Below are 16,990 nucleotides of genomic sequence, written 5' to 3' on the forward strand. Positions count from 1 at the left end.
TTCATATTGCGGTCATTTTAAAAGTCAAATAGACTTGGTTGGTTATTCATTTCTACTCGTTTGGCTTTCTTCTTGGGTTGCATCGCTCGGTTATAGGCTTCGTTATGTGCTTTTTGGATAGCTTCTTGCCGTGCCTCTTCCTTTTCCTCTACTGTCAGTTCTACCACATGGTTTACAGTAATTTGAGCATGAATAGGATTGCCTACCTCTATATTATCTGTCGTATAATAATCTTCGGCTATTGAAAATATCTCATTATCGTGGAAGCCATTACAACCACTTTTTTGAACTTGGTTCAAAATAAAGAGACAACATTGGTCAATGTCCTTATCGGGGTTAGCAAAGGATTGGGCGAATAATGTATTTGTTTCGGCTTTTTGCTCTAAGTGTGTCAATATGGTTCTTGTAAAATAGGCTGTTGATTTCATAACTGTTATTTGTTTAGGTTTAATACTGTGTTTAGTTCGTCTCTCTTGGTCTTGGAAAATATCCACCCAGCTTGCTTCTCATCATTGTGGCTCAATCGTGGATTGAATTTGCCACCCATAGCTTTGAGTAAATCTTTGATTTCTTTGGTGTCTCCGAAAAGGGCGATTGCTTTCTCTGAATAATCCACTATCTCAAATTGGAGGTTATCGGATTTTAATTCTGTATCGGTGTTTGTTCGTGCGAATAATGAATATAATTTAGTCATGGTACGTATTATTTGATGTTATATAAATTAATTACAGGTATTGAACTGGCTTTTGTCCTGCGGACAGTGTAAGCCGTTCCGCTTCTGTATGCTCCATCGTGGTAAGCAATAAGCAATGATGAATTGTTTATCATGTAGTCGTTACGGCGGAGGAAACAACTGTCAAAGTATTTATCTGAAAGAGTGATATTTACTGTGGCTCATTCTGTTATGTCCGCAAAGCGTTGTTTATCTTGTTCATCGAACCCTCTGTGATGCCCTGCATATGGAACGACACAAAAGAGTTGTATGTCGGAATATATCTTTTGTAATTCCAATACTGCTTCTGCTGCCAACAAATCGAAGCCTTGTGCCATGCCAACAAAGAATGTCTGATACTTTTTACTGTATAGCTCTATGAGAATAGTTGCTAATTCTTCTTTTAACAATGCTGTATCTTGGTTCATTTTGCGATGCCCTGTAAAGGCTACGGAGGTGTTTTTGTCTATATTTATGATATTCATGGTGTAAGTTTTAAAGGATAAATGCTATTATAATGGCTATAACTGCTACAAGGAAAATGATAGAGAGTAATGAAAATATCACTTTGATAGACAAACGGATGATTTTAAGCACGCTACGGATAAGTATATATATTCCCACCACGGACACTACTGATACTCCTATTTTGCACACACACCACACGCAAACACCCAACAGAGCTATTCTACAAACCAATATTATGTTAATTCCGGCAGGAGCGTCATTTTGTTTCATTATTTGTTTTTCGTTTCTCATAATCATGACTTTTTTTTCTTCTGCGGCATCCGACAGGTCGGTCATTTTGTTTCATAGAGCAACAAGAGGTATTGTGATTTTTGACAGGGATATTTTTTAGGGATAAATACGCTCGCCCAAAGGGAAAGAGGAAGATTTTCACGAAAAATGCGAAGCGGAATATTCCTGACAAAAACACCATCATATCTTTGCTCGATGAACAAATGACCGACTTCAGGATAAAGGAAGAATTGAGGAATGATTATTGGAGAAATGAAAAAAAAATGCAAGATTCAATTATTTCAAAAAATATGGTTCTCAAACCATAAAAAGTAACAAAAGTGACAGTTTTTTACGAGTCCTTTTTTCCTTGTCTACCTGTTCACTGATCCTTACATAAATAGATAAAATAATTCAACAACTGATTCGCATTATTACTTAAAATAACTTTAGTAACACAATGAAAAAAATAATAGTATTGGTATTGGCATGTGTCTTGGTAATAGCCTGTAAAGAGACCTCAAAAACGGAGAACGGAAATAATATTCAGATAACAGGAGATACTCTGGTTGGAAAAGACAATATTGCGAGTCCTGATTCCATACATAATATGGAGTGGATAGATGAGGAGCTTTATCCTAAAAGCAAGGATTTACCTTTGTTCGTATTATCGACAGGTATTTTTCATGGAGATGAAACGTCTCCCGAAATGATAAATAAAGGATGGTTTGGTATTTTTCAGGATAGGGGGCGATATTATATTGCACCTACCACTCTTAGTATTCAAAAAACTTTTGATGTTATATCGGATGAAGAAGGAGATGAGAACAACTCTTCGAAATGGACAGGATGGGAGGTGAAGACTTCACATATTGATACTTCTTTGGTCTTGATAAGTAGTTCGCCTCGTTTATCATCTCATGAGATAAATACAATACCATTAGACAAAGATTTTATTGATCCGAACGAGAAAATGACATTTGCATATAATGGTTCATCTTATACACTGTATTCAACAGGCGATTTAAAACCTGCTGAGTACAATAAAGATGAAATGATTATAAGTAAATATAAACTATATATCAAAGGATATAAAGACGGAAAAGAACTAAATCAATTATTGGCATCTACCTCTACTTTTGAAGATGCTATATTTAGGGTACTGTTAATAGGTGATATTGATAATGATGGATTTCCTGATCTAGTACTGAATACAAGTTACCATTATAACCTTTATAGACCAACGGTTTATCTGTCGTCATTTGCCGATAAAAATCAATTGGTAAAGGTGGTTGCTTTGCATGAAAGTGTGGGATGCTAAAATAAAAACACACTAAGAAAAGATATAGATAAAATAAATCGCTTATATTTGTTTCATCGTTTTGGTGTTATTCGGTCACTTTGCTGAAAGAATAATGAAAAGGGAATCCTGTGAAAATCGGGAACAGACCCGCTGCTGTAAACTTCATAAAGAGTCTCTAAATAACACTCTATACCACTGTTTCTTAATGCGAACGGGAAGGATATTTAGGGATGAAGTAAGTCAGAAGACCTGCCAAAATATATAAATTCGGATGCTTTCGGGAAACAAGGCAAAGAATCTTGACCATAGATGTTTACAATTAGTAAATATTTAGTCGGTTTTTTTACATATTGTTATTTTATTAATAAGAAGAGAATTATGTTTTTTCTTTTTTATAACTTGTGCCGCTAATTTTAGATAAAACAGGGTGAAGCTAAGGTGTGAGATGTTTTATTGATAGAAGATTAATGATATTAGTAGATAAAAGAATTTAATGATATATTTAGGATTATAACAATTGATCGTTGTTATACTTGCCAAAGTATTAAATAGGTCTTAGACCTTTATAGTAATAAAATGAGAAAAATTTACGAACAGTTTGTAGCCCGCGAAAACTTGCTAAATAAGCAGTATGATGAGGCGTACTATAAGAAACAACATCAAAGAGGGAAGTTAACCGCCCGCGAACGTATTCTATTATTGTTTGACGAAGGAACATTCGAAGAAACGGATGCTTATACACCTCCCGCAACAGCATCTTTCGGCAAAACCGTAGAAGCTTTCGGTGACGGTGTCGTTACAGGATTTGGTTCTGTAAACGGGCGTTTGGTATACGCTTTCTCTCAGGATTTTAGTGTGCTTGGAGGTTCTCTGGGAACGGTACATGCCGCTAAAATTGTGAAAATACAGGATATGGCCCTTAAAACAGGAGCACCTGTAGTCGGTCTGATTGACTCGGGTGGAGCACGTATTCAGGAAGGCGTAAGCAGTTTGAATGGTTATGCCGATATTTTCAAAAGAAACGTAATGTCGTCGGGAGTAATCCCTCAGATTTCGGTAATAATGGGACCTGCTGCCGGTGGTGCAGTGTATTCTCCTGCTCTTACCGATTTTATATTTATGACGGCAGATACCAGCTATATGTTTGTAACAGGTCCTAATGTCGTAAAAGAAGTTCTGAATGAAACAGTATCTACCGAAGATCTAGGTGGAGCATCTGTTCACGGGACTAAATCGGGTGTTGCAGACTTTGTTTACAATGACGATGAAAATACAATTTTAGGAGTAAAGAAGCTACTGTCTTATTTACCATCCAATAATATGGAAAATCCTCCGCTGATACAATCGGAAGATCCTGTCAGTAGGGTAGAGGAGAGCTTGAGGAATATTGTACCCGATGATCCCGATAAACCTTATGATGTAAAAGATATCGTAAGACTGATTGTCGACAAAGGTGAATTTCTTGAAGTTGCCGAAAACCATGCAGCCAATATATTTACAGCATTTGCCCGTCTGGATGGTCAGGTGGTAGGTATTGTAGCCAATCAACCTAAAGTGATGGCTGGAACATTGGATATTGATTCATCTATAAAAGCGGCTCGTTTTATTAATATTTGCGATTCGTTTAATATACCTATTATAACACTGGAAGACGTTCCCGGATTTTTACCCGGAACCGATCAGGAGCACGATGGTATTATCCGTCATGGAGCAAAACTATTATATGCTTATACTTATGCAACAGTACCTAAGATTACCGTAATCTTACGTAAAGCTTACGGTGGTGCATACATTGTAATGAATAGTAAGGGTATTGGCGGTGATTTTAGTTTTGCTTGGCCTACAGCCGAAATTGCGGTAATGGGACCCGATGGAGCCATTGCCATCCTTTACAGAAAAGAATTGAAAGAATCTGAAAATCCGACAGTACTTAAAAAAGAACTGACTCAGAAATACCGTGAAGAAGTTACCAATCCTTACATTGCAGATGAAAAAGGGTTTGTAGATGAGGTTATTGATCCCGCTCTGACTCGTCACAAAATAATCAGGTCTTTAAAAACTCTGGAAAGAAAAACCGAGTATAAGCCAAAACGCAAACATGGTAATATGCCTCTTTAATTTGGATAAGAATCAAGATGAAACAAAAGAATAAGATAAAATCAATATTAATAGCCAACCGTGGAGAGATAGCTATTCGTATAGCTAAAACCGCTAAAATAATGGGGGTTACGGCTGTAGGTATTCGTACACTTAAAGAACCTAATGCACTTTATTTATCGGCTGTTGACAAAGTGGTCGATTTCCCCGATATAGATAACGGTGGTATTCCTGAATTTCTGGATATAGAATCATTGGTGTTATTAGCCAAAAGAAATAATATAGATGCCATTCATCCCGGATATGGTTACCTGTCTGAAAATGCACAATTTGCAACACGCTGTACTGAAGAAGGTATTATATTCATAGGGCCTTCGCCACGTGTTATTCAGAACATGGGTGATAAGGTAATTGCCAAAGAAATAGCTGCAAAGAATAATGTTCCCATGTTGGGAGGTAGTAACGGAAGCGTTGATACACTTGAGGACGCTTTGGATGTTGCCGAAAAAATAGGATTCCCACTTATCATAAAGGCTTCTGCCGGAGGTGGTGGACGTGGTATGCGTGTAGTTTACAAGAAATCGGAAATGAAACGGATGTATTTCTCTGCGTCATCCGAGGCGCAGAATGCATTTAATAATCCATCGGTATTTATCGAACGCTTTTTGGAGAACCCTAAACATATTGAATTCCAAATAGTAGGTGATTCACACGGAAATGTAATCCATCTGGGAGAGCGTGAATGTTCTGTACAACGCAAACACCAGAAGTTATTAGAGGAAGCTCCATCACCGGCCCTTTCCGAAGAACTTCGTGAGAAAATGGCAACTGCTGCTGTTTCTCTAGCAAAAGGTGCAGGATATGTAAGCTTGGGAACGGTTGAGTTTCTGCTTGATAAACAAGGCAACTTCTTCTTTATGGAGATGAATACCCGAGTACAGGTAGAACATCCTGTTACGGAAATGATAACAGGTCTTGATTTGATAGAATTGCAGATACGTATAGCTAATGGTGAAAAATTACCCATTACTCAAAGTGATGTGAAGCTAAACGGATGGGCTATAGAGTGTCGTATTAATGCCGAAGATGTACAATCGGGATTTTCACCCTGTACAGGAATCATTAAAGGATTAAGAACTCCCGAAGGCGAAGGTATAAGAGTGGATAAAGGAGTTGTAACAGGCTCTGAAATTACTCCCTATTTCGATTCGATGGTTGCCAAATTAATTGTACATGCAAAAGACCGTCCGACGGTTATCGAAAATACATTGAAGGCGTTGAATGATTTTCATATTAAGGGAATCAAAACAACCATTCCATTCTGTAAAGCTGTTCTTCATAATGAAGTTTTCAGAGGAGGAAGTTTCGATACTTCATTCATTGAAAAAGATATGGATTCTCTGGTTCATCACGAAAAAGACGAGGCTCTATTTGGTGCTCTATTAGCGATAACTAATCATCGTAACGAGAATGAGCCAATCAAAGAAGAAAAGCAGGTATTGGATATGTGGTCTTTGAGAAATAGAATTAATAATATGTAATCAGGAATGATAATGAACAAGCAAAATACAACTCAAAAACAACTGGTTGCTCTCGATTTAGATAATTCTAAAGAGTATGAGTTTCTTATTGGAGACAATGATACATACACAATTGGGGATAAAGAACTAAATGCTCATTTGGAAGAAACTCCCGACGGATTTACTTTTATGAATGTCAACGGAGTGAGTTACCCCGTAGAAATAGTTGCTCAGAAGCAAAATGAATATGAGATTCTGATCAATGGTATCAGTTATTGCTTTTCTGTCGAAACTCCATTCTCATTGCAAAGAAGAAAAATATTGAGTTCGCAGGCAAACGAGTCCAGTACTATTTTACTTAAAGCGCCTATGCCCGGTAAAATATTGGATGTGCTGGTGAAAACCGGTGACACTGTAAAAGCCGGAGATACATTAGTGATCTTGGAAGCCATGAAGATGCAAAATGCAATCTTAGCAAGCACCAAAGCGATTGTTAAGAAAGTAGTCGTGAAAGTAGGCGATACTACCAGCAAAAGCGATCTGTTGATAGAATTGGAAAAAGATAATTAAAAAGCTACCGATCTTATATAAGAATAAAGCACGAATCAGAGATTCGTGCTTTATTGTTTTAGGATATAAAGACCCAATATGAATATTTACTCCCACTCAGGAAACTGACTGGTGTTCAAGTCTAATTTAGAGATTTGCTGCATATCAGAGGCATCAAGCTCGAAGTCAAAGATATTTATATTTTCTATCATGTGTTCTTTGCTCGATGTTCTGGGAATGGCTACTATCCCCCTTTGTATAAGCCATCGCAATGTAACTTGTGCAATACTTTTATTGTATTTTTTTCCAATCGCAGCTAGTGTCTGGTTACTGAAAAATCCGTTACGACCTTCAGCGAAAGGAGACCATGCTTCCACCTGTACACCCAATTTTTCATTGGCAGCCTGAGCTTCGTGTTGCTGAAAAAATACATTGGTTTCTATTTGATTGACCATAGGTTTAATCTTAGCATACGCAATCAAATCGGTAAGTTGGTCAGGCTCAAAATTACTTACTCCAATGGCTTTGATTTTACCTGCTTCGTAAAGTTCTTCCATAGCTTTCCAGGTACCTTTTATATCACCTCTTGGGCGGTGAATAAGATAGAGGTCTATATAGTCTAAACCTAATTTATTCATAGATTCCTCAAAAGCCTTTTTAGTATTTTCATATCCCATGTCGCTAACCCAAACCTTCGTTGTCACAAAAAGTTCTTCTCTTTTAATACCACTCTTTTTGATTCCCTTTCCTACAGCTTCTTCATTTCCATAAATTCTACCTGTATCTAAAAGACGGTAACCGACAGAAATAGCTTGTGCCACGCATCTTTCACCTATCGAGTCTGTAAGATATAAAGTCCCGAATCCGAGAATTGGCATTGAAACTCCATTACTAAGAGTTTGCTCTGGTACCGACCGACCAATCTGAGAGTAAATACTAATGGATAAAATACTGAATATACAGAGTATTAAATATTTCTTCATACACTTTAAATATTAGTTTATGTAACAATTATAGTCTTAATCTGTAAGGTTGCGGGAGAGTTTGTATTTATCTTATTGAGAAAACGATTGCAGTAAAATGTGCAGATTAGACGTAAATAGTTTTACTGCAATTCCCATAAGGATAATACCGAAGAATTTACGCATAACATATACTCCGCCTACACCAAGAAGTCGCTTTACAAATTTTAGATTTTTCAGAACCAAGAATACGATTATCATATTAAAAAGAAGTCCGATAATGATATTGCTGACCTGAAATTCGGCTCGCATGGATAATAATGCCGTAAATGTACCCGGACCTGCAATCAGAGGAAATACGATGGGTACTAAAGTGGTAGACCCCGGAGGAGCATCATTTCTGAAAACTTCTATCCCAAAAATCATTTCTACAGATATAATAAAGATAACTAATGCTCCTGCGATAGCAAACGAAGATACATCGACATTAAATAAATGTAATATAAGTTCACCAACAAAAAGAAAAGCAGTCATTATAACAAACGAATATACGGCTGCCTGTTTAGGGTTTACATCTTCCCCCTTTTGTTGAAAGTTGAGGAAAATAGGAACTGACCCTAAAACGTCAATCAGTGCAAATAATACAACAAAGACACTTAGTATCTGAGTGAAACTTATACCCATGGTAATTCAATTTAAATACAAAAATATATCATAATAATCATCTTATTTTATCTTTTAAGGATAAAGCACTTGGAGTTTATTTAGTTTCTATTAGAATTATTCCATTAAGAGCTCTTGTCCCATATATAGCTGCAGTAGACGGGATATCTCCAGATAGCACTGTGATTTTCGTTGTCTGACCGTATTCTATATTATTTAGATCTTTTAGATAACGTGCTTGATTATCAACTACTATCAGAGGAAATTTAGAGTGGGCAGTTTTTTCGTCAATGCTCAATTCTTCTCTCATTCTTTTTTCAATGTAAATATAAAGAGATGATTTGGGAGTATTCTCAGGCAAGAATTCATCTTCTCTAATAACTGTGCTATTCCTGCGTAGACTCGATTCTGAGTGTTTGTGATATTTGAGTTGGTTGGACTCTATGTTTAATGTCGAATCCTTGCTATTAGTTGAGGTTTCGATTGTTTCTTTACAGTTTCCAATAAGAGGAATTAAGGCGAAAAACAATATTATAAGATATCTCATATATGATCTGGATTAGGGTAAATCAGAGGAGAGTGCAATATAATAAAAAAGGTTACACGAATGGTGCAACCTTTATATTTATTTATGCTGTAATTTTACTTAATTAGTTCATTTACGCAAATTTTAAGACTGTCTTCCCATTGAGGAGTTTCTACTTCGAAAGTGGTCTTTATTTTAGTTTTATCTAAGACACTGTATTGAGGACGACTTGCTCTCGTTGGATATTGATCAGTAGTTATAGGGCTTACTTTGCAGCTTGTAATACCTGCATATTTATGAATAGCCACAGTGAAATCGTACCAGGAAGTAACCCCTTCGTTTGTATAATGATATATACCTGCTTTGAAGTGATTGTATGACTCGCTATGATCTAATACCTTTACGATGGCTTTTGCTAAATCAGCAGCATTAGTAGGGCTACCTGTCTGATCGGCTACTACATTCAGAGTATCTTTTTCTTTACCTAGCTTAATCATTGTCTTAACAAAGTTGTTACCGTAAATAGAGTACAACCATGCTGTGCGGATAACTATCGAGTCGGGACACACTTCAAGTAAAGCGGCTTCACCTTCTTGTTTCGATTTTCCGTATACCGATTTTGGATTTACCGGATCGGTTTCCAGATAAGGGCGATTTCCTGTGCCGTCAAATACATAGTCGGTAGATGTATGAATAACCTTAGCTTCATTGTTAGTTGCTGCGATACCCAGATTGCGTGCTGCATCTTTATTTATTTTATAACACAACTCAACATCATCTTCCGCCTTGTCTACAGCTGTATAAGCTGCACAATTGACAATGTATTTGATATTGTTGTCTTTTACAAATTGCTCAACAGCTTGTAGGTTTGTAATGTCTAATTCGGCAACATCAGTAAAAATAAAATTAAGATTCGCTTCATGATCTGCGGTTGCACGTTTAAGCTCGCTCCCTAACTGACCGTTAGCACCTGTAACCAATACGTTTTTGGGAACTAATTGAAATACGAATATATTTTTTGCTGATTTGTCTTCATCGTCAGCTTGTTTGTTTCCTGAAAAAAATGCCATTATCGCTAGTTTTTATTGTTGTTTCTATTTTTATAATTGATAGCAGAAAGAATCGGAGACCTTATAGTTCCAATTTACCTTCTTTATCCAGGTGGTACCTGTTCGATAACATCCTTAGAAAAGAGCTTATCTGGGATATTGCAGCTTGCGTCTCTCCCGAAATTTCCTTTTGCTGCAAGCGCAACAATAAGAATCCGTATAAAGCAGAGAAACAAGTTTCCAGTTCAGGGATACTTTTATCTTCTGATTTTGCTCTCAACTCTACAATGAATGGTAAGGTTTTGTAATAGCTTGAGATATATTCGGGTTCTTTGGGCGATTTAAGTAGTCTTAGATGAAGGTCGGTCAGGTCGATAATTACATTCTTATTGATTTGAAGATGCCCTTTTTCGGTAATACCTTCCAATTTCATCATTTCTGTTAAACCTTCGTACCAGTCTGTTATTTCTTTTCTTATTTTAGCAGGCTGTTCAAACTTATCTATGATATTTTCTTGAATAGAGTTAATATCCAGTTTGTGTGCTCTGATAATATCTTCTACCTGCCACATATATAGCAGATACTCAGCAATATTTTCGGTCTTCTTTTTTTTCGCTATGAGCATTCTTTTTCGATTAAGTAAGATATTTAAGTAATTTCGACTATCTGTTGCTACATCTTAGATTGTAGCAGCCTCGGGTTATTACATCAGCCAAAGCAATAAAAAACTCTGAGAGCTTATCGTTTTGAATAATTACAAAGATAACCGAGTTTATACAGATCGAGAATAAATAAGCTGGGTTTCTTTCCTAAAAGATTCTTAATGAAGCTGTTTTTTAGTAATCTGAATAAAGCTGAAACGGCTCCTGTTAGTTTGAAATAATCAATTCTATTCTTCATTTTTAGTAGTTTGAGAGTATTCTCTAAATCAGCTTTACGTCCTCTTTCTTTTTGTAGTAAGTATAAGTTTCTAAGGGCTGACTCTGTTCTTTTTAAAAACTCTTCATTTGAAATAAGGCCTGTATGAATAAGCGGATTATTAACCTGAGTGATATGATGTCCTTGTTTTATTATCTCGGTATGAAATACAACGTCCTCATATCCGTATTCTTCTATGTTTTCATCAAAGGGGTGGAGTAATACAACCCGCTTATCTATCATGAAATTGAAAGTCGAAAAATATTCATCCGGATTTACCTTTCGTTTTTCTATCGGGATTGCTTCTCTATGAACCCCGAAAAGCCAACGTAATGAATACTGATTGTCTTTACAAGATAAGTATTCGCATCCGCCATAACACACTATGCCCGGAGAGCGCATTTTTATGTAAGTCGATATATAATGTGGCGAGCAGACCTGAGCGTCATTATCAACATAAATAAGATAAGGATGTGCTGCTTTTTGAGGGAAAAGATTACGGATCTTCGCCCTGCTGATATTAACAGGAAGTTCTTTGTAATGTATATTATCCAGTTTCGATAATTCTCTGTTGACAGTTTGAAAAGATAAGTCCGAAGCATCATCAATCAGCAGTATCTCATACGGAGCATCCAAAGCCTCGCATTGCAGATGCAGCTCTGTTACCAGATTTGTAACATCAGTATTATATATCGGGATACATATTGAGATCATTCAACGCCTTCCTCATTTTCGAATATCGAAAAGTTGACACTTCCATACACTCTTCTCTCTTTAAATAAAGGAGCTGATGAGAAGTCATCCGATTTTGAATGTTCCATCACGAATACACCTCCCGGTTTGAGGAGATTCTTTTCAAAAATAAGCTTAGGTACTTCTTTGAGGAAAGGGAGGTCATAGGGTGGATCGGCAAATATAAAATCGAACTGATCTTTAGAAATGTCCAGGAATTTAAAAACATCCATCTTGAATATTCTTAATTCCTTGGCATCAAGTAATTTTTGAGTCTTTTCTATAAATAAATAATTGGGAGCTAGCTTTTCTACGCATGTAACCTGAGGGCATCCTCTCGATACAAGTTCGAAGCTAATGCTACCGGTTCCTCCAAATAGATCCAATGCTTTTACATCTTCCCAATCTATCGAGTTGCTTAGTATGTTGAATAAATTTTCTTTCGCAAAATCAGTTGTCGGTCTTGCTTTAAAGTTTTTAGGGAGGTCTAATCTACGTCCTTTATATCGTCCGCTAACAATTCTCATATAGTTGCTAATATTAATAAATCAAGGGGGGCCCTTCTGCTGTCAGCACCCATAAATTCTACTTCACTTGGTACTCCGACTGTTTCTATACGTTTAATATAATCGCGAAGAAGCGGAACAACAAATTGATCCGAGCCTGCAAAATTTTCGAGTATATACAGATAATCCTGATTCTGGTCAAAGTTAGATTTATCCCAGATATTCAGAATGAAATAGATCAGATTGTGTCCATTCTCATGTTGAAAAGTAATTGCATGAAGTAAATTGGATGCCGAGTCATAACACAGTACATCCAGAAATTCGTTATGGAAATTAAGGTACATTTTCGAACGCTTTTCAGCTATTCTATTTTTACCGTCAATATATTTCATCAACAAGTTAGAATGGTGAAAGAAAGTAGGATTATATAAGCTGCGCATCAGAAATTTATAAATCTCTTTATCGGCATTAAAAATTGTAATGTTTTCCTGAATCGGATCGGGACTAATCAGAACTTGTTCTACCTGTTCCTGATGTGTAAAGTTATATAATGCTTCCTTTTTGTTCTTTTCAAATAAGTAATGCGGGGCAATATCGTATTCCCTCGAAACAAAGACTACATTTGTTTGCTTGAAAACCTGTGTCAGAAAATTATAATCGAAGATAATACGTTGAATACTGCTAAGCCTGTCCGATTCGTTCGAAAAAGAAGTTTCCCGATAACAATAATTACCTCCCATACGTGGCTCGTGTATAGAGAACGCTAAACCATTGGGTGTTATACGAATTGTCAGAATGTATTTTTCTGATTTTCCGAGATCAATATTGTCAGGTAAAAACATAAGTAAATCAAAGTATTTAATGATATATTTTCGAGTTATAACAGGCTATAGCTGTTAAATTTGCCAAAGCAATAAATAGGTCTGAGACCTTAATATCTTATTTAATGTTTACAAATTTAGAAAAAGAAACTTTATGTACTATTTTTATACCCTGTTTAAATTTCTGGAAATGATCGTAAAGAATCATGAGAGAGAAACGTAGGGTAGTATAATTATACTCCCAATCGAAACAATGGGTGAAACTTTCTCACTCCCACGTATGCTGTCTGCTAATTTTAAATAGGCTCTTATTTCTAAATAACCTCATACAATGTCTCTAAATAGTTTTTTTCTCGAACAGATCAAAAAGAATTTCCAATTTGAACCGACCAGTGAGCAGGCATCTGCTTTGGATCTGATAACTGATTTCCTGTTTTCGCGAACCTCGGATAGTATTTTTCTGCTCAAAGGATATGCAGGAACCGGTAAATCTTCATTAATCGGGGCTTTGGTAAAAACGATGACTGATTTTGAGCAAAAAACGGTCTTGCTGGCTCCTACCGGACGTGCCGCGAAAGTTTTTTCGAGCTATTCCAGCCATCCGGCATTTACTATCCATAAAAAAATATACAGGCAAAAACGCTTCTCAGGCGAAGCTTCGGGTTATGTTCCTATGGATAATCTACACAAAGATACTTTATTTATTGTAGATGAGGCGTCGATGATAAGTAATGATGGTATCGATTCTTTTAGTTTTGGTTCGGGGCGGCTTTTGGATGATTTGATTCATTATGTATATGGTGGTGAAAATTGCCGCTTATTACTTTTGGGCGATGAGGCTCAGTTACCCCCTGTAATGCAGGAAACCAGTCCTGCATTACAGGCGGACCTATTGCAGGGATATGGGCTTGAAGTGTCGAGTACTACTATGACTCAGATTGTACGGCAAGCCGAGAATTCGGGTATACTATTTAATGCTACTCATATACGAAATGCTTTATTGGAAAATACGACTGAATTATTTCCTAAATTGAAACTGGATGGATTTGATGATATCCGTAAGGTTTCAGGGGAAGAACTGATCGATGAAATATCGGCAGCTTATGATAGGGATGGTATCGAAGAAACGATGATTGTATCACGTTCTAACAAAAGAGCTAATATATATAATGAGGGGGTTCGAAACAGAATATTGTATAGGGAAGAAGAATTGTCGTCGGGAGATATGCTCATGGTCACTAAAAATAATTACTTTTGGACTGAGAATATTGAACAGATTGACTTTTTGGCGAATGGCGAATTACTCGAAATTCTAAGGGTCAGACGTACACAAGAGATATATGGTTTCCGATTCTGTGATGTCTTGGTTAAGCATCCCGACTATGACATGGAATTGGAAATTAAGATATTAATAGATACCTTACATTCTGATGCAACCGGATTATCTCAGGAAAAAAATGCAGAGCTATTCTATAATATATTGGAAGATTATGGGGATGTTACAACAAAGAATGGCAAAATGCAGAAAATGAAAGTCGATCCTTTTTATAATGCGGTGCAGGTAAAGTATGGATATGCTGTTACTTGTCATAAAGCACAAGGCGGAGAGTGGGCAAATATCTTTCTTGATATAGGATATATAACCGAAGAACATTTGGGTGTAAATTTTTATCGGTGGTTATATACTGCCTTAACTCGTGCCTCGAAACGACTTTATTTGGTAAATTTGCCGGATGAATTTTTATAAGTAGCAAATAGGCATTTACAGAAGCCATTCAATAATGGCTGAAAATTGTATTTGTTCTTTGCCAAAATAAATAGGTCTCGACTTTAATTCTTAATATTTTGTTAATTAAATTAAAATACAACAGAAGAAAGCAACATTCTGACGTTGTATTCATCTAATAATTGAACCTAAAAATCCGGATGGAAGAGTTGCAGCTAATAGAGGGATGCAAGAAACATGATCGTAGGTCACAGCAAATCGTTTACCAACGGTATGCCCGTGTGATGTATGGTATATGTCTGCGGTATTCGTCGGATGCGGATTCTGCACAGGATTTATTACATGACGGGTTCATAAAAGTTTTCGCACATATTCCTTCGTATGAAGGGAAAGGCTCCTTTGAAGGGTGGATGAAAAGGGTTTTTATAAATCTGGCATTGGAGACCATTCGTAAGGATAAGATTAAAAAACAATACTCGGAAGATATTGAAAATCTGTCTGATATTGATGAAATAAGGGATGATTCGGAAGATGACACGGCAAAGATTTCGGAAACGGAATTAATGAAAATGATACAGGAGTTACCTCAAGGTTATAGATCGGTTTTCAACTTATATGCAATAGAAGAGTATTCTCATAAAGAAATAAGTGAAGCTCTGGGGATAGCCGAAGGAACATCCCGTTCCCAATACATCAGAGCCAGATTGTTATTACAAGAAAAGGTTAAAGCATACTTAAAAAGACAATGAAACCGGATAAAGATCACATAAAGGATATTTTTTCCTCAAAGCTGAAAGGCTTTGAGCCGGATCTTCCTCCGTCGTTATGGGAGAAGATCGAGGCAGATCTGCCCGTGGCTCCGGTGGTGAGAAAATCACCTGCCAGAATATTTCGTCATACCATTTTTACTTGGACGGCAGTAGCAGCCGCTGTGGTTTTGCTCGCATTACTTTTTGTGCCGCAGGAGCATGATTCAGGCAGCATTGCCGGATTACCGGATACTAATACGACAAAAACGAATGCCCCTGTAGAGCAACCAAAAGTTGCGAATTCCGACAAGTCAGGTGTATCTGATAATGTTGTAGAATCTGCTCAAAAGCACTCCTCGTATAGTCTGTTAGCTGAATCGAAAACGACGAAAACTGAAGTCGCTTCCGTAAAAGAAACCTTCCCTGAGAAAACGATGCCAGAAAAAGAAACAGTTACCATTGCTCCTGTAAATAAAAGCTCGGAGGTAGTAGATAATAATACATATGTTGCAGAAGAAAAGAGCACTGAAAACTTTGAACCTAAAGATGCTGATTTCGATCGGGACTTAAAAGCCCGCATAGCTGCTTTTGAGGCAGAAGGTGAGAAAACTAGAAATATACTGGCAGACAATAATATTCCTGTAAAAACTAAAAAAAGTGAGTCTGAGCCAAAGGGGATAGCCTTAGGCATTGGAGGAGGTAGCGGACTTTCCAGATCAGATGAAATGACAAATTCTCTTCGTTATGCCAATGCTTCTTCTGATGGACCTCTATCTCTCAGTATGCAGAAAAAAGAAAAATTGAAGATGGAGCATAACCAACCTATTTCTTTTGGAATAGCGGTCAATAAAAAAATTACAAATAGAATTTCAATAGAGAGTGGAATTGTCTATACCTATATTTCGGCGAGAATAAAAGAAGACCCTAATATGGAGTTTAAGCAAAACGATTTGCAATATTTCCATTATTTGGGTATTCCTCTATCTGTAAATTATAAATTAGGAGAATGGAAGAAGGTAGAATTCTATGCTTCAGCGGGAGGGATGATTCAAAAAGATATTTACGGCAGATTGAACAGCGATAGCAGTATCGATGGTTTGATCAATTTCGAAAAGTCTTCTAAACGTAAAATTTCTCAGGAAAGACCTCAGTTTTCGGTAATGGGTCTGTTAGGTATAAGTTATCCTTTATACAATAAACTGGCTGCTTATACGAGTTTCGGAGGAGCATATTATTTTGATGCAGGAAACCAGTATCAAACTATATTTTCAGATAAGAAATGGCTCTTTAATCTCAATTTGGGGTTGAAATTTGGCTTTTAAGGTCTCAGGCCTTTTTATAGCTTTAGTAAGTGTAATAATCAGATATATATGTAATTGTAATATGTGGCAATAAATATTTAGTGCTACTTAATATCTA

19 protein-coding genes, 1 pseudogene and 1 riboswitch are annotated in these 16,990 nt (G+C 36.6%); of the genes and pseudogenes, 7 read left to right on the forward strand and 13 right to left on the reverse strand.

Features of this window, described 5'->3' with window-relative positions; all coding sequences use genetic code 11:
- Positions 1–17: 17 nt before the first annotated feature.
- The 5 genes and pseudogenes from CLV62_RS11485 to CLV62_RS11500 all read right to left on the reverse strand — a co-directional run bounded on the left by CLV62_RS11485 (position 18) and on the right by CLV62_RS11500 (position 1,471).
- Positions 18–428, reverse strand: coding sequence for a PcfK-like family protein (locus CLV62_RS11485; RefSeq protein WP_110310932.1), 411 nt, complete (start codon positions 426–428; stop codon positions 18–20).
- Positions 429–433: 5 nt separating this feature from the next.
- A pseudogene (locus CLV62_RS11490) lies at positions 434–625 on the reverse strand (fusion protein); the annotation flags it as partial.
- 77 nt (positions 626–702) lie between these two features.
- Positions 703–828 carry a hypothetical protein gene (locus tag CLV62_RS22165; RefSeq protein WP_262509959.1) on the reverse strand — a complete coding sequence of 42 codons (126 nt, stop codon included), beginning with the start codon at positions 826–828 and terminating at the stop codon, positions 703–705.
- 66 nt (positions 829–894) lie between these two features.
- A complete protein-coding gene (locus CLV62_RS11495; RefSeq protein WP_110310933.1) occupies positions 895–1,197 on the reverse strand; it encodes an SLOG family protein in 303 nt (100 codons plus the stop codon).
- Positions 1,198–1,207: 10 nt separating this feature from the next.
- The gene (locus CLV62_RS11500; RefSeq protein WP_146212732.1) at positions 1,208–1,471 is read right to left on the reverse strand and encodes a hypothetical protein; all 264 of its coding nucleotides are present in this window, start codon (positions 1,469–1,471) and stop codon (positions 1,208–1,210) included.
- A 439-nt stretch (positions 1,472–1,910) separates the two neighbouring features.
- On the opposite strand from CLV62_RS11500, the gene CLV62_RS11510 reads away from it, so the two are divergent.
- The 4 genes from CLV62_RS11510 (at position 1,911) to CLV62_RS22255 (ending at position 6,940) form a co-directional block, all read left to right on the forward strand.
- Entirely contained in the window at positions 1,911–2,771 is an 861-nt protein-coding gene (locus CLV62_RS11510; protein ID WP_110310936.1) for a hypothetical protein, read from the forward strand.
- A gap of 45 nt (positions 2,772–2,816) precedes the next feature.
- A riboswitch (cobalamin riboswitch) is annotated at positions 2,817–3,024 on the forward strand.
- A gap of 305 nt (positions 3,025–3,329) precedes the next feature.
- The gene (locus CLV62_RS11515) at positions 3,330–4,871 is read left to right on the forward strand and encodes an acyl-CoA carboxylase subunit beta (protein ID WP_110310937.1); all 1,542 of its coding nucleotides are present in this window, start codon (positions 3,330–3,332) and stop codon (positions 4,869–4,871) included.
- Positions 4,872–4,888: 17 nt separating this feature from the next.
- Positions 4,889–6,391: an acetyl-CoA carboxylase biotin carboxylase subunit gene (locus CLV62_RS11520; protein WP_110310938.1), complete on the forward strand. Its 1,503-nt coding sequence runs from the start codon at positions 4,889–4,891 to the stop codon at positions 6,389–6,391.
- Between the two features lie 12 nt (positions 6,392–6,403).
- Positions 6,404–6,940, forward strand: coding sequence for an acetyl-CoA carboxylase biotin carboxyl carrier protein subunit (locus CLV62_RS22255; RefSeq protein WP_110310939.1), 537 nt, complete (start codon positions 6,404–6,406; stop codon positions 6,938–6,940).
- Positions 6,941–7,026: 86 nt separating this feature from the next.
- Here the strand turns inward: CLV62_RS22255 and CLV62_RS11530 are convergent, their stop codons facing one another.
- The 8 genes from CLV62_RS11530 to CLV62_RS11565 form a co-directional block, all read right to left on the reverse strand.
- Positions 7,027–7,902 carry an aldo/keto reductase gene (locus CLV62_RS11530; protein WP_110310940.1) on the reverse strand — a complete coding sequence of 292 codons (876 nt, stop codon included), beginning with the start codon at positions 7,900–7,902 and terminating at the stop codon, positions 7,027–7,029.
- Positions 7,903–7,974: 72 nt separating this feature from the next.
- Positions 7,975–8,571, reverse strand: coding sequence for a MarC family protein (locus CLV62_RS11535; RefSeq protein ID WP_394337204.1), 597 nt, complete (start codon positions 8,569–8,571; stop codon positions 7,975–7,977).
- 70 nt (positions 8,572–8,641) lie between these two features.
- Positions 8,642–9,091 carry a hypothetical protein gene (locus CLV62_RS11540; RefSeq protein WP_110310942.1) on the reverse strand — a complete coding sequence of 150 codons (450 nt, stop codon included), beginning with the start codon at positions 9,089–9,091 and terminating at the stop codon, positions 8,642–8,644.
- 95 nt (positions 9,092–9,186) lie between these two features.
- Positions 9,187–10,140 (reverse strand): dTDP-4-dehydrorhamnose reductase, encoded by a 954-nt coding sequence (gene rfbD, locus CLV62_RS11545; protein ID WP_110310943.1) that lies wholly within the window; start codon positions 10,138–10,140, stop codon positions 9,187–9,189.
- Between the two features lie 61 nt (positions 10,141–10,201).
- A complete protein-coding gene (locus tag CLV62_RS11550) occupies positions 10,202–10,744 on the reverse strand; it encodes a DUF4924 family protein (RefSeq protein ID WP_110310944.1) in 543 nt (180 codons plus the stop codon).
- 113 nt (positions 10,745–10,857) lie between these two features.
- Positions 10,858–11,751: a glycosyltransferase family 2 protein gene (locus tag CLV62_RS11555; protein ID WP_110310945.1), complete on the reverse strand. Its 894-nt coding sequence runs from the start codon at positions 11,749–11,751 to the stop codon at positions 10,858–10,860.
- Positions 11,748–12,296, reverse strand: coding sequence for an RsmD family RNA methyltransferase (locus CLV62_RS11560; RefSeq protein ID WP_110310946.1), 549 nt, complete (start codon positions 12,294–12,296; stop codon positions 11,748–11,750). Before CLV62_RS11560 ends, CLV62_RS11555 begins: the two co-directional genes overlap by 4 nt.
- Positions 12,293–13,117: a DUF3822 family protein gene (locus CLV62_RS11565; protein WP_110310947.1), complete on the reverse strand. Its 825-nt coding sequence runs from the start codon at positions 13,115–13,117 to the stop codon at positions 12,293–12,295. Before CLV62_RS11565 ends, CLV62_RS11560 begins: the two co-directional genes overlap by 4 nt.
- Before the next feature lie 310 nt (positions 13,118–13,427).
- Here CLV62_RS11565 and CLV62_RS11570 point away from each other — a divergent pair, with 310 nt between their 5' ends.
- The 3 genes from CLV62_RS11570 (at position 13,428) to CLV62_RS11580 (ending at position 16,893) form a co-directional block, all read left to right on the forward strand.
- Complete coding sequence (locus CLV62_RS11570) at positions 13,428–14,843, forward strand: ATP-dependent DNA helicase (protein ID WP_110310948.1); 1,416 nt, start codon at positions 13,428–13,430, stop codon at positions 14,841–14,843.
- 179 nt (positions 14,844–15,022) lie between these two features.
- Positions 15,023–15,571, forward strand: a complete 549-nt coding sequence (locus CLV62_RS11575; protein WP_110310949.1) for an RNA polymerase sigma factor — start codon at positions 15,023–15,025, stop codon at positions 15,569–15,571.
- Positions 15,568–16,893 (forward strand): porin family protein, encoded by a 1,326-nt coding sequence (locus CLV62_RS11580; protein ID WP_110310950.1) that lies wholly within the window; start codon positions 15,568–15,570, stop codon positions 16,891–16,893. Before CLV62_RS11575 ends, CLV62_RS11580 begins: the two co-directional genes overlap by 4 nt.
- Positions 16,894–16,990 lie beyond the last annotated feature (97 nt).

It is taken from the genome of Indolivaga alginatilytica (assembly GCF_003201355.1).
Classification (GTDB): Bacteria; Bacteroidota; Bacteroidia; order Bacteroidales; family Dysgonomonadaceae; genus Dysgonomonas_A; species Dysgonomonas_A alginatilytica.

Coding starts and splice junctions, on each gene's coding strand:
- CLV62_RS11485 (WP_110310932.1), bottom strand. CDS start 428: ATGAAATCAACAGCCTATTTTACAAGAACCATATTGACACACTTAGAG.
- CLV62_RS22165 (WP_262509959.1), bottom strand. CDS start 828: ATGATAAACAATTCATCATTGCTTATTGCTTACCACGATGGAGCATAC.
- CLV62_RS11495 (WP_110310933.1), bottom strand. CDS start 1,197: ATGAATATCATAAATATAGACAAAAACACCTCCGTAGCCTTTACAGGG.
- CLV62_RS11500 (WP_146212732.1), bottom strand. CDS start 1,471: ATGAGAAACGAAAAACAAATAATGAAACAAAATGACGCTCCTGCCGGA.
- CLV62_RS11510 (WP_110310936.1), top strand. CDS start 1,911: ATGAAAAAAATAATAGTATTGGTATTGGCATGTGTCTTGGTAATAGCC.
- CLV62_RS11515 (WP_110310937.1), top strand. CDS start 3,330: ATGAGAAAAATTTACGAACAGTTTGTAGCCCGCGAAAACTTGCTAAAT.
- CLV62_RS11520 (WP_110310938.1), top strand. CDS start 4,889: ATGAAACAAAAGAATAAGATAAAATCAATATTAATAGCCAACCGTGGA.
- CLV62_RS22255 (WP_110310939.1), top strand. CDS start 6,404: ATGAACAAGCAAAATACAACTCAAAAACAACTGGTTGCTCTCGATTTA.
- CLV62_RS11530 (WP_110310940.1), bottom strand. CDS start 7,902: ATGAAGAAATATTTAATACTCTGTATATTCAGTATTTTATCCATTAGT.
- CLV62_RS11540 (WP_110310942.1), bottom strand. CDS start 9,091: ATGAGATATCTTATAATATTGTTTTTCGCCTTAATTCCTCTTATTGGA.
- rfbD (WP_110310943.1), bottom strand. CDS start 10,140: ATGGCATTTTTTTCAGGAAACAAACAAGCTGACGATGAAGACAAATCA.
- CLV62_RS11550 (WP_110310944.1), bottom strand. CDS start 10,744: ATGCTCATAGCGAAAAAAAAGAAGACCGAAAATATTGCTGAGTATCTG.
- CLV62_RS11555 (WP_110310945.1), bottom strand. CDS start 11,751: ATGATCTCAATATGTATCCCGATATATAATACTGATGTTACAAATCTG.
- CLV62_RS11560 (WP_110310946.1), bottom strand. CDS start 12,296: ATGAGAATTGTTAGCGGACGATATAAAGGACGTAGATTAGACCTCCCT.
- CLV62_RS11565 (WP_110310947.1), bottom strand. CDS start 13,117: ATGTTTTTACCTGACAATATTGATCTCGGAAAATCAGAAAAATACATT.
- CLV62_RS11570 (WP_110310948.1), top strand. CDS start 13,428: ATGTCTCTAAATAGTTTTTTTCTCGAACAGATCAAAAAGAATTTCCAA.
- CLV62_RS11575 (WP_110310949.1), top strand. CDS start 15,023: ATGGAAGAGTTGCAGCTAATAGAGGGATGCAAGAAACATGATCGTAGG.
- CLV62_RS11580 (WP_110310950.1), top strand. CDS start 15,568: ATGAAACCGGATAAAGATCACATAAAGGATATTTTTTCCTCAAAGCTG.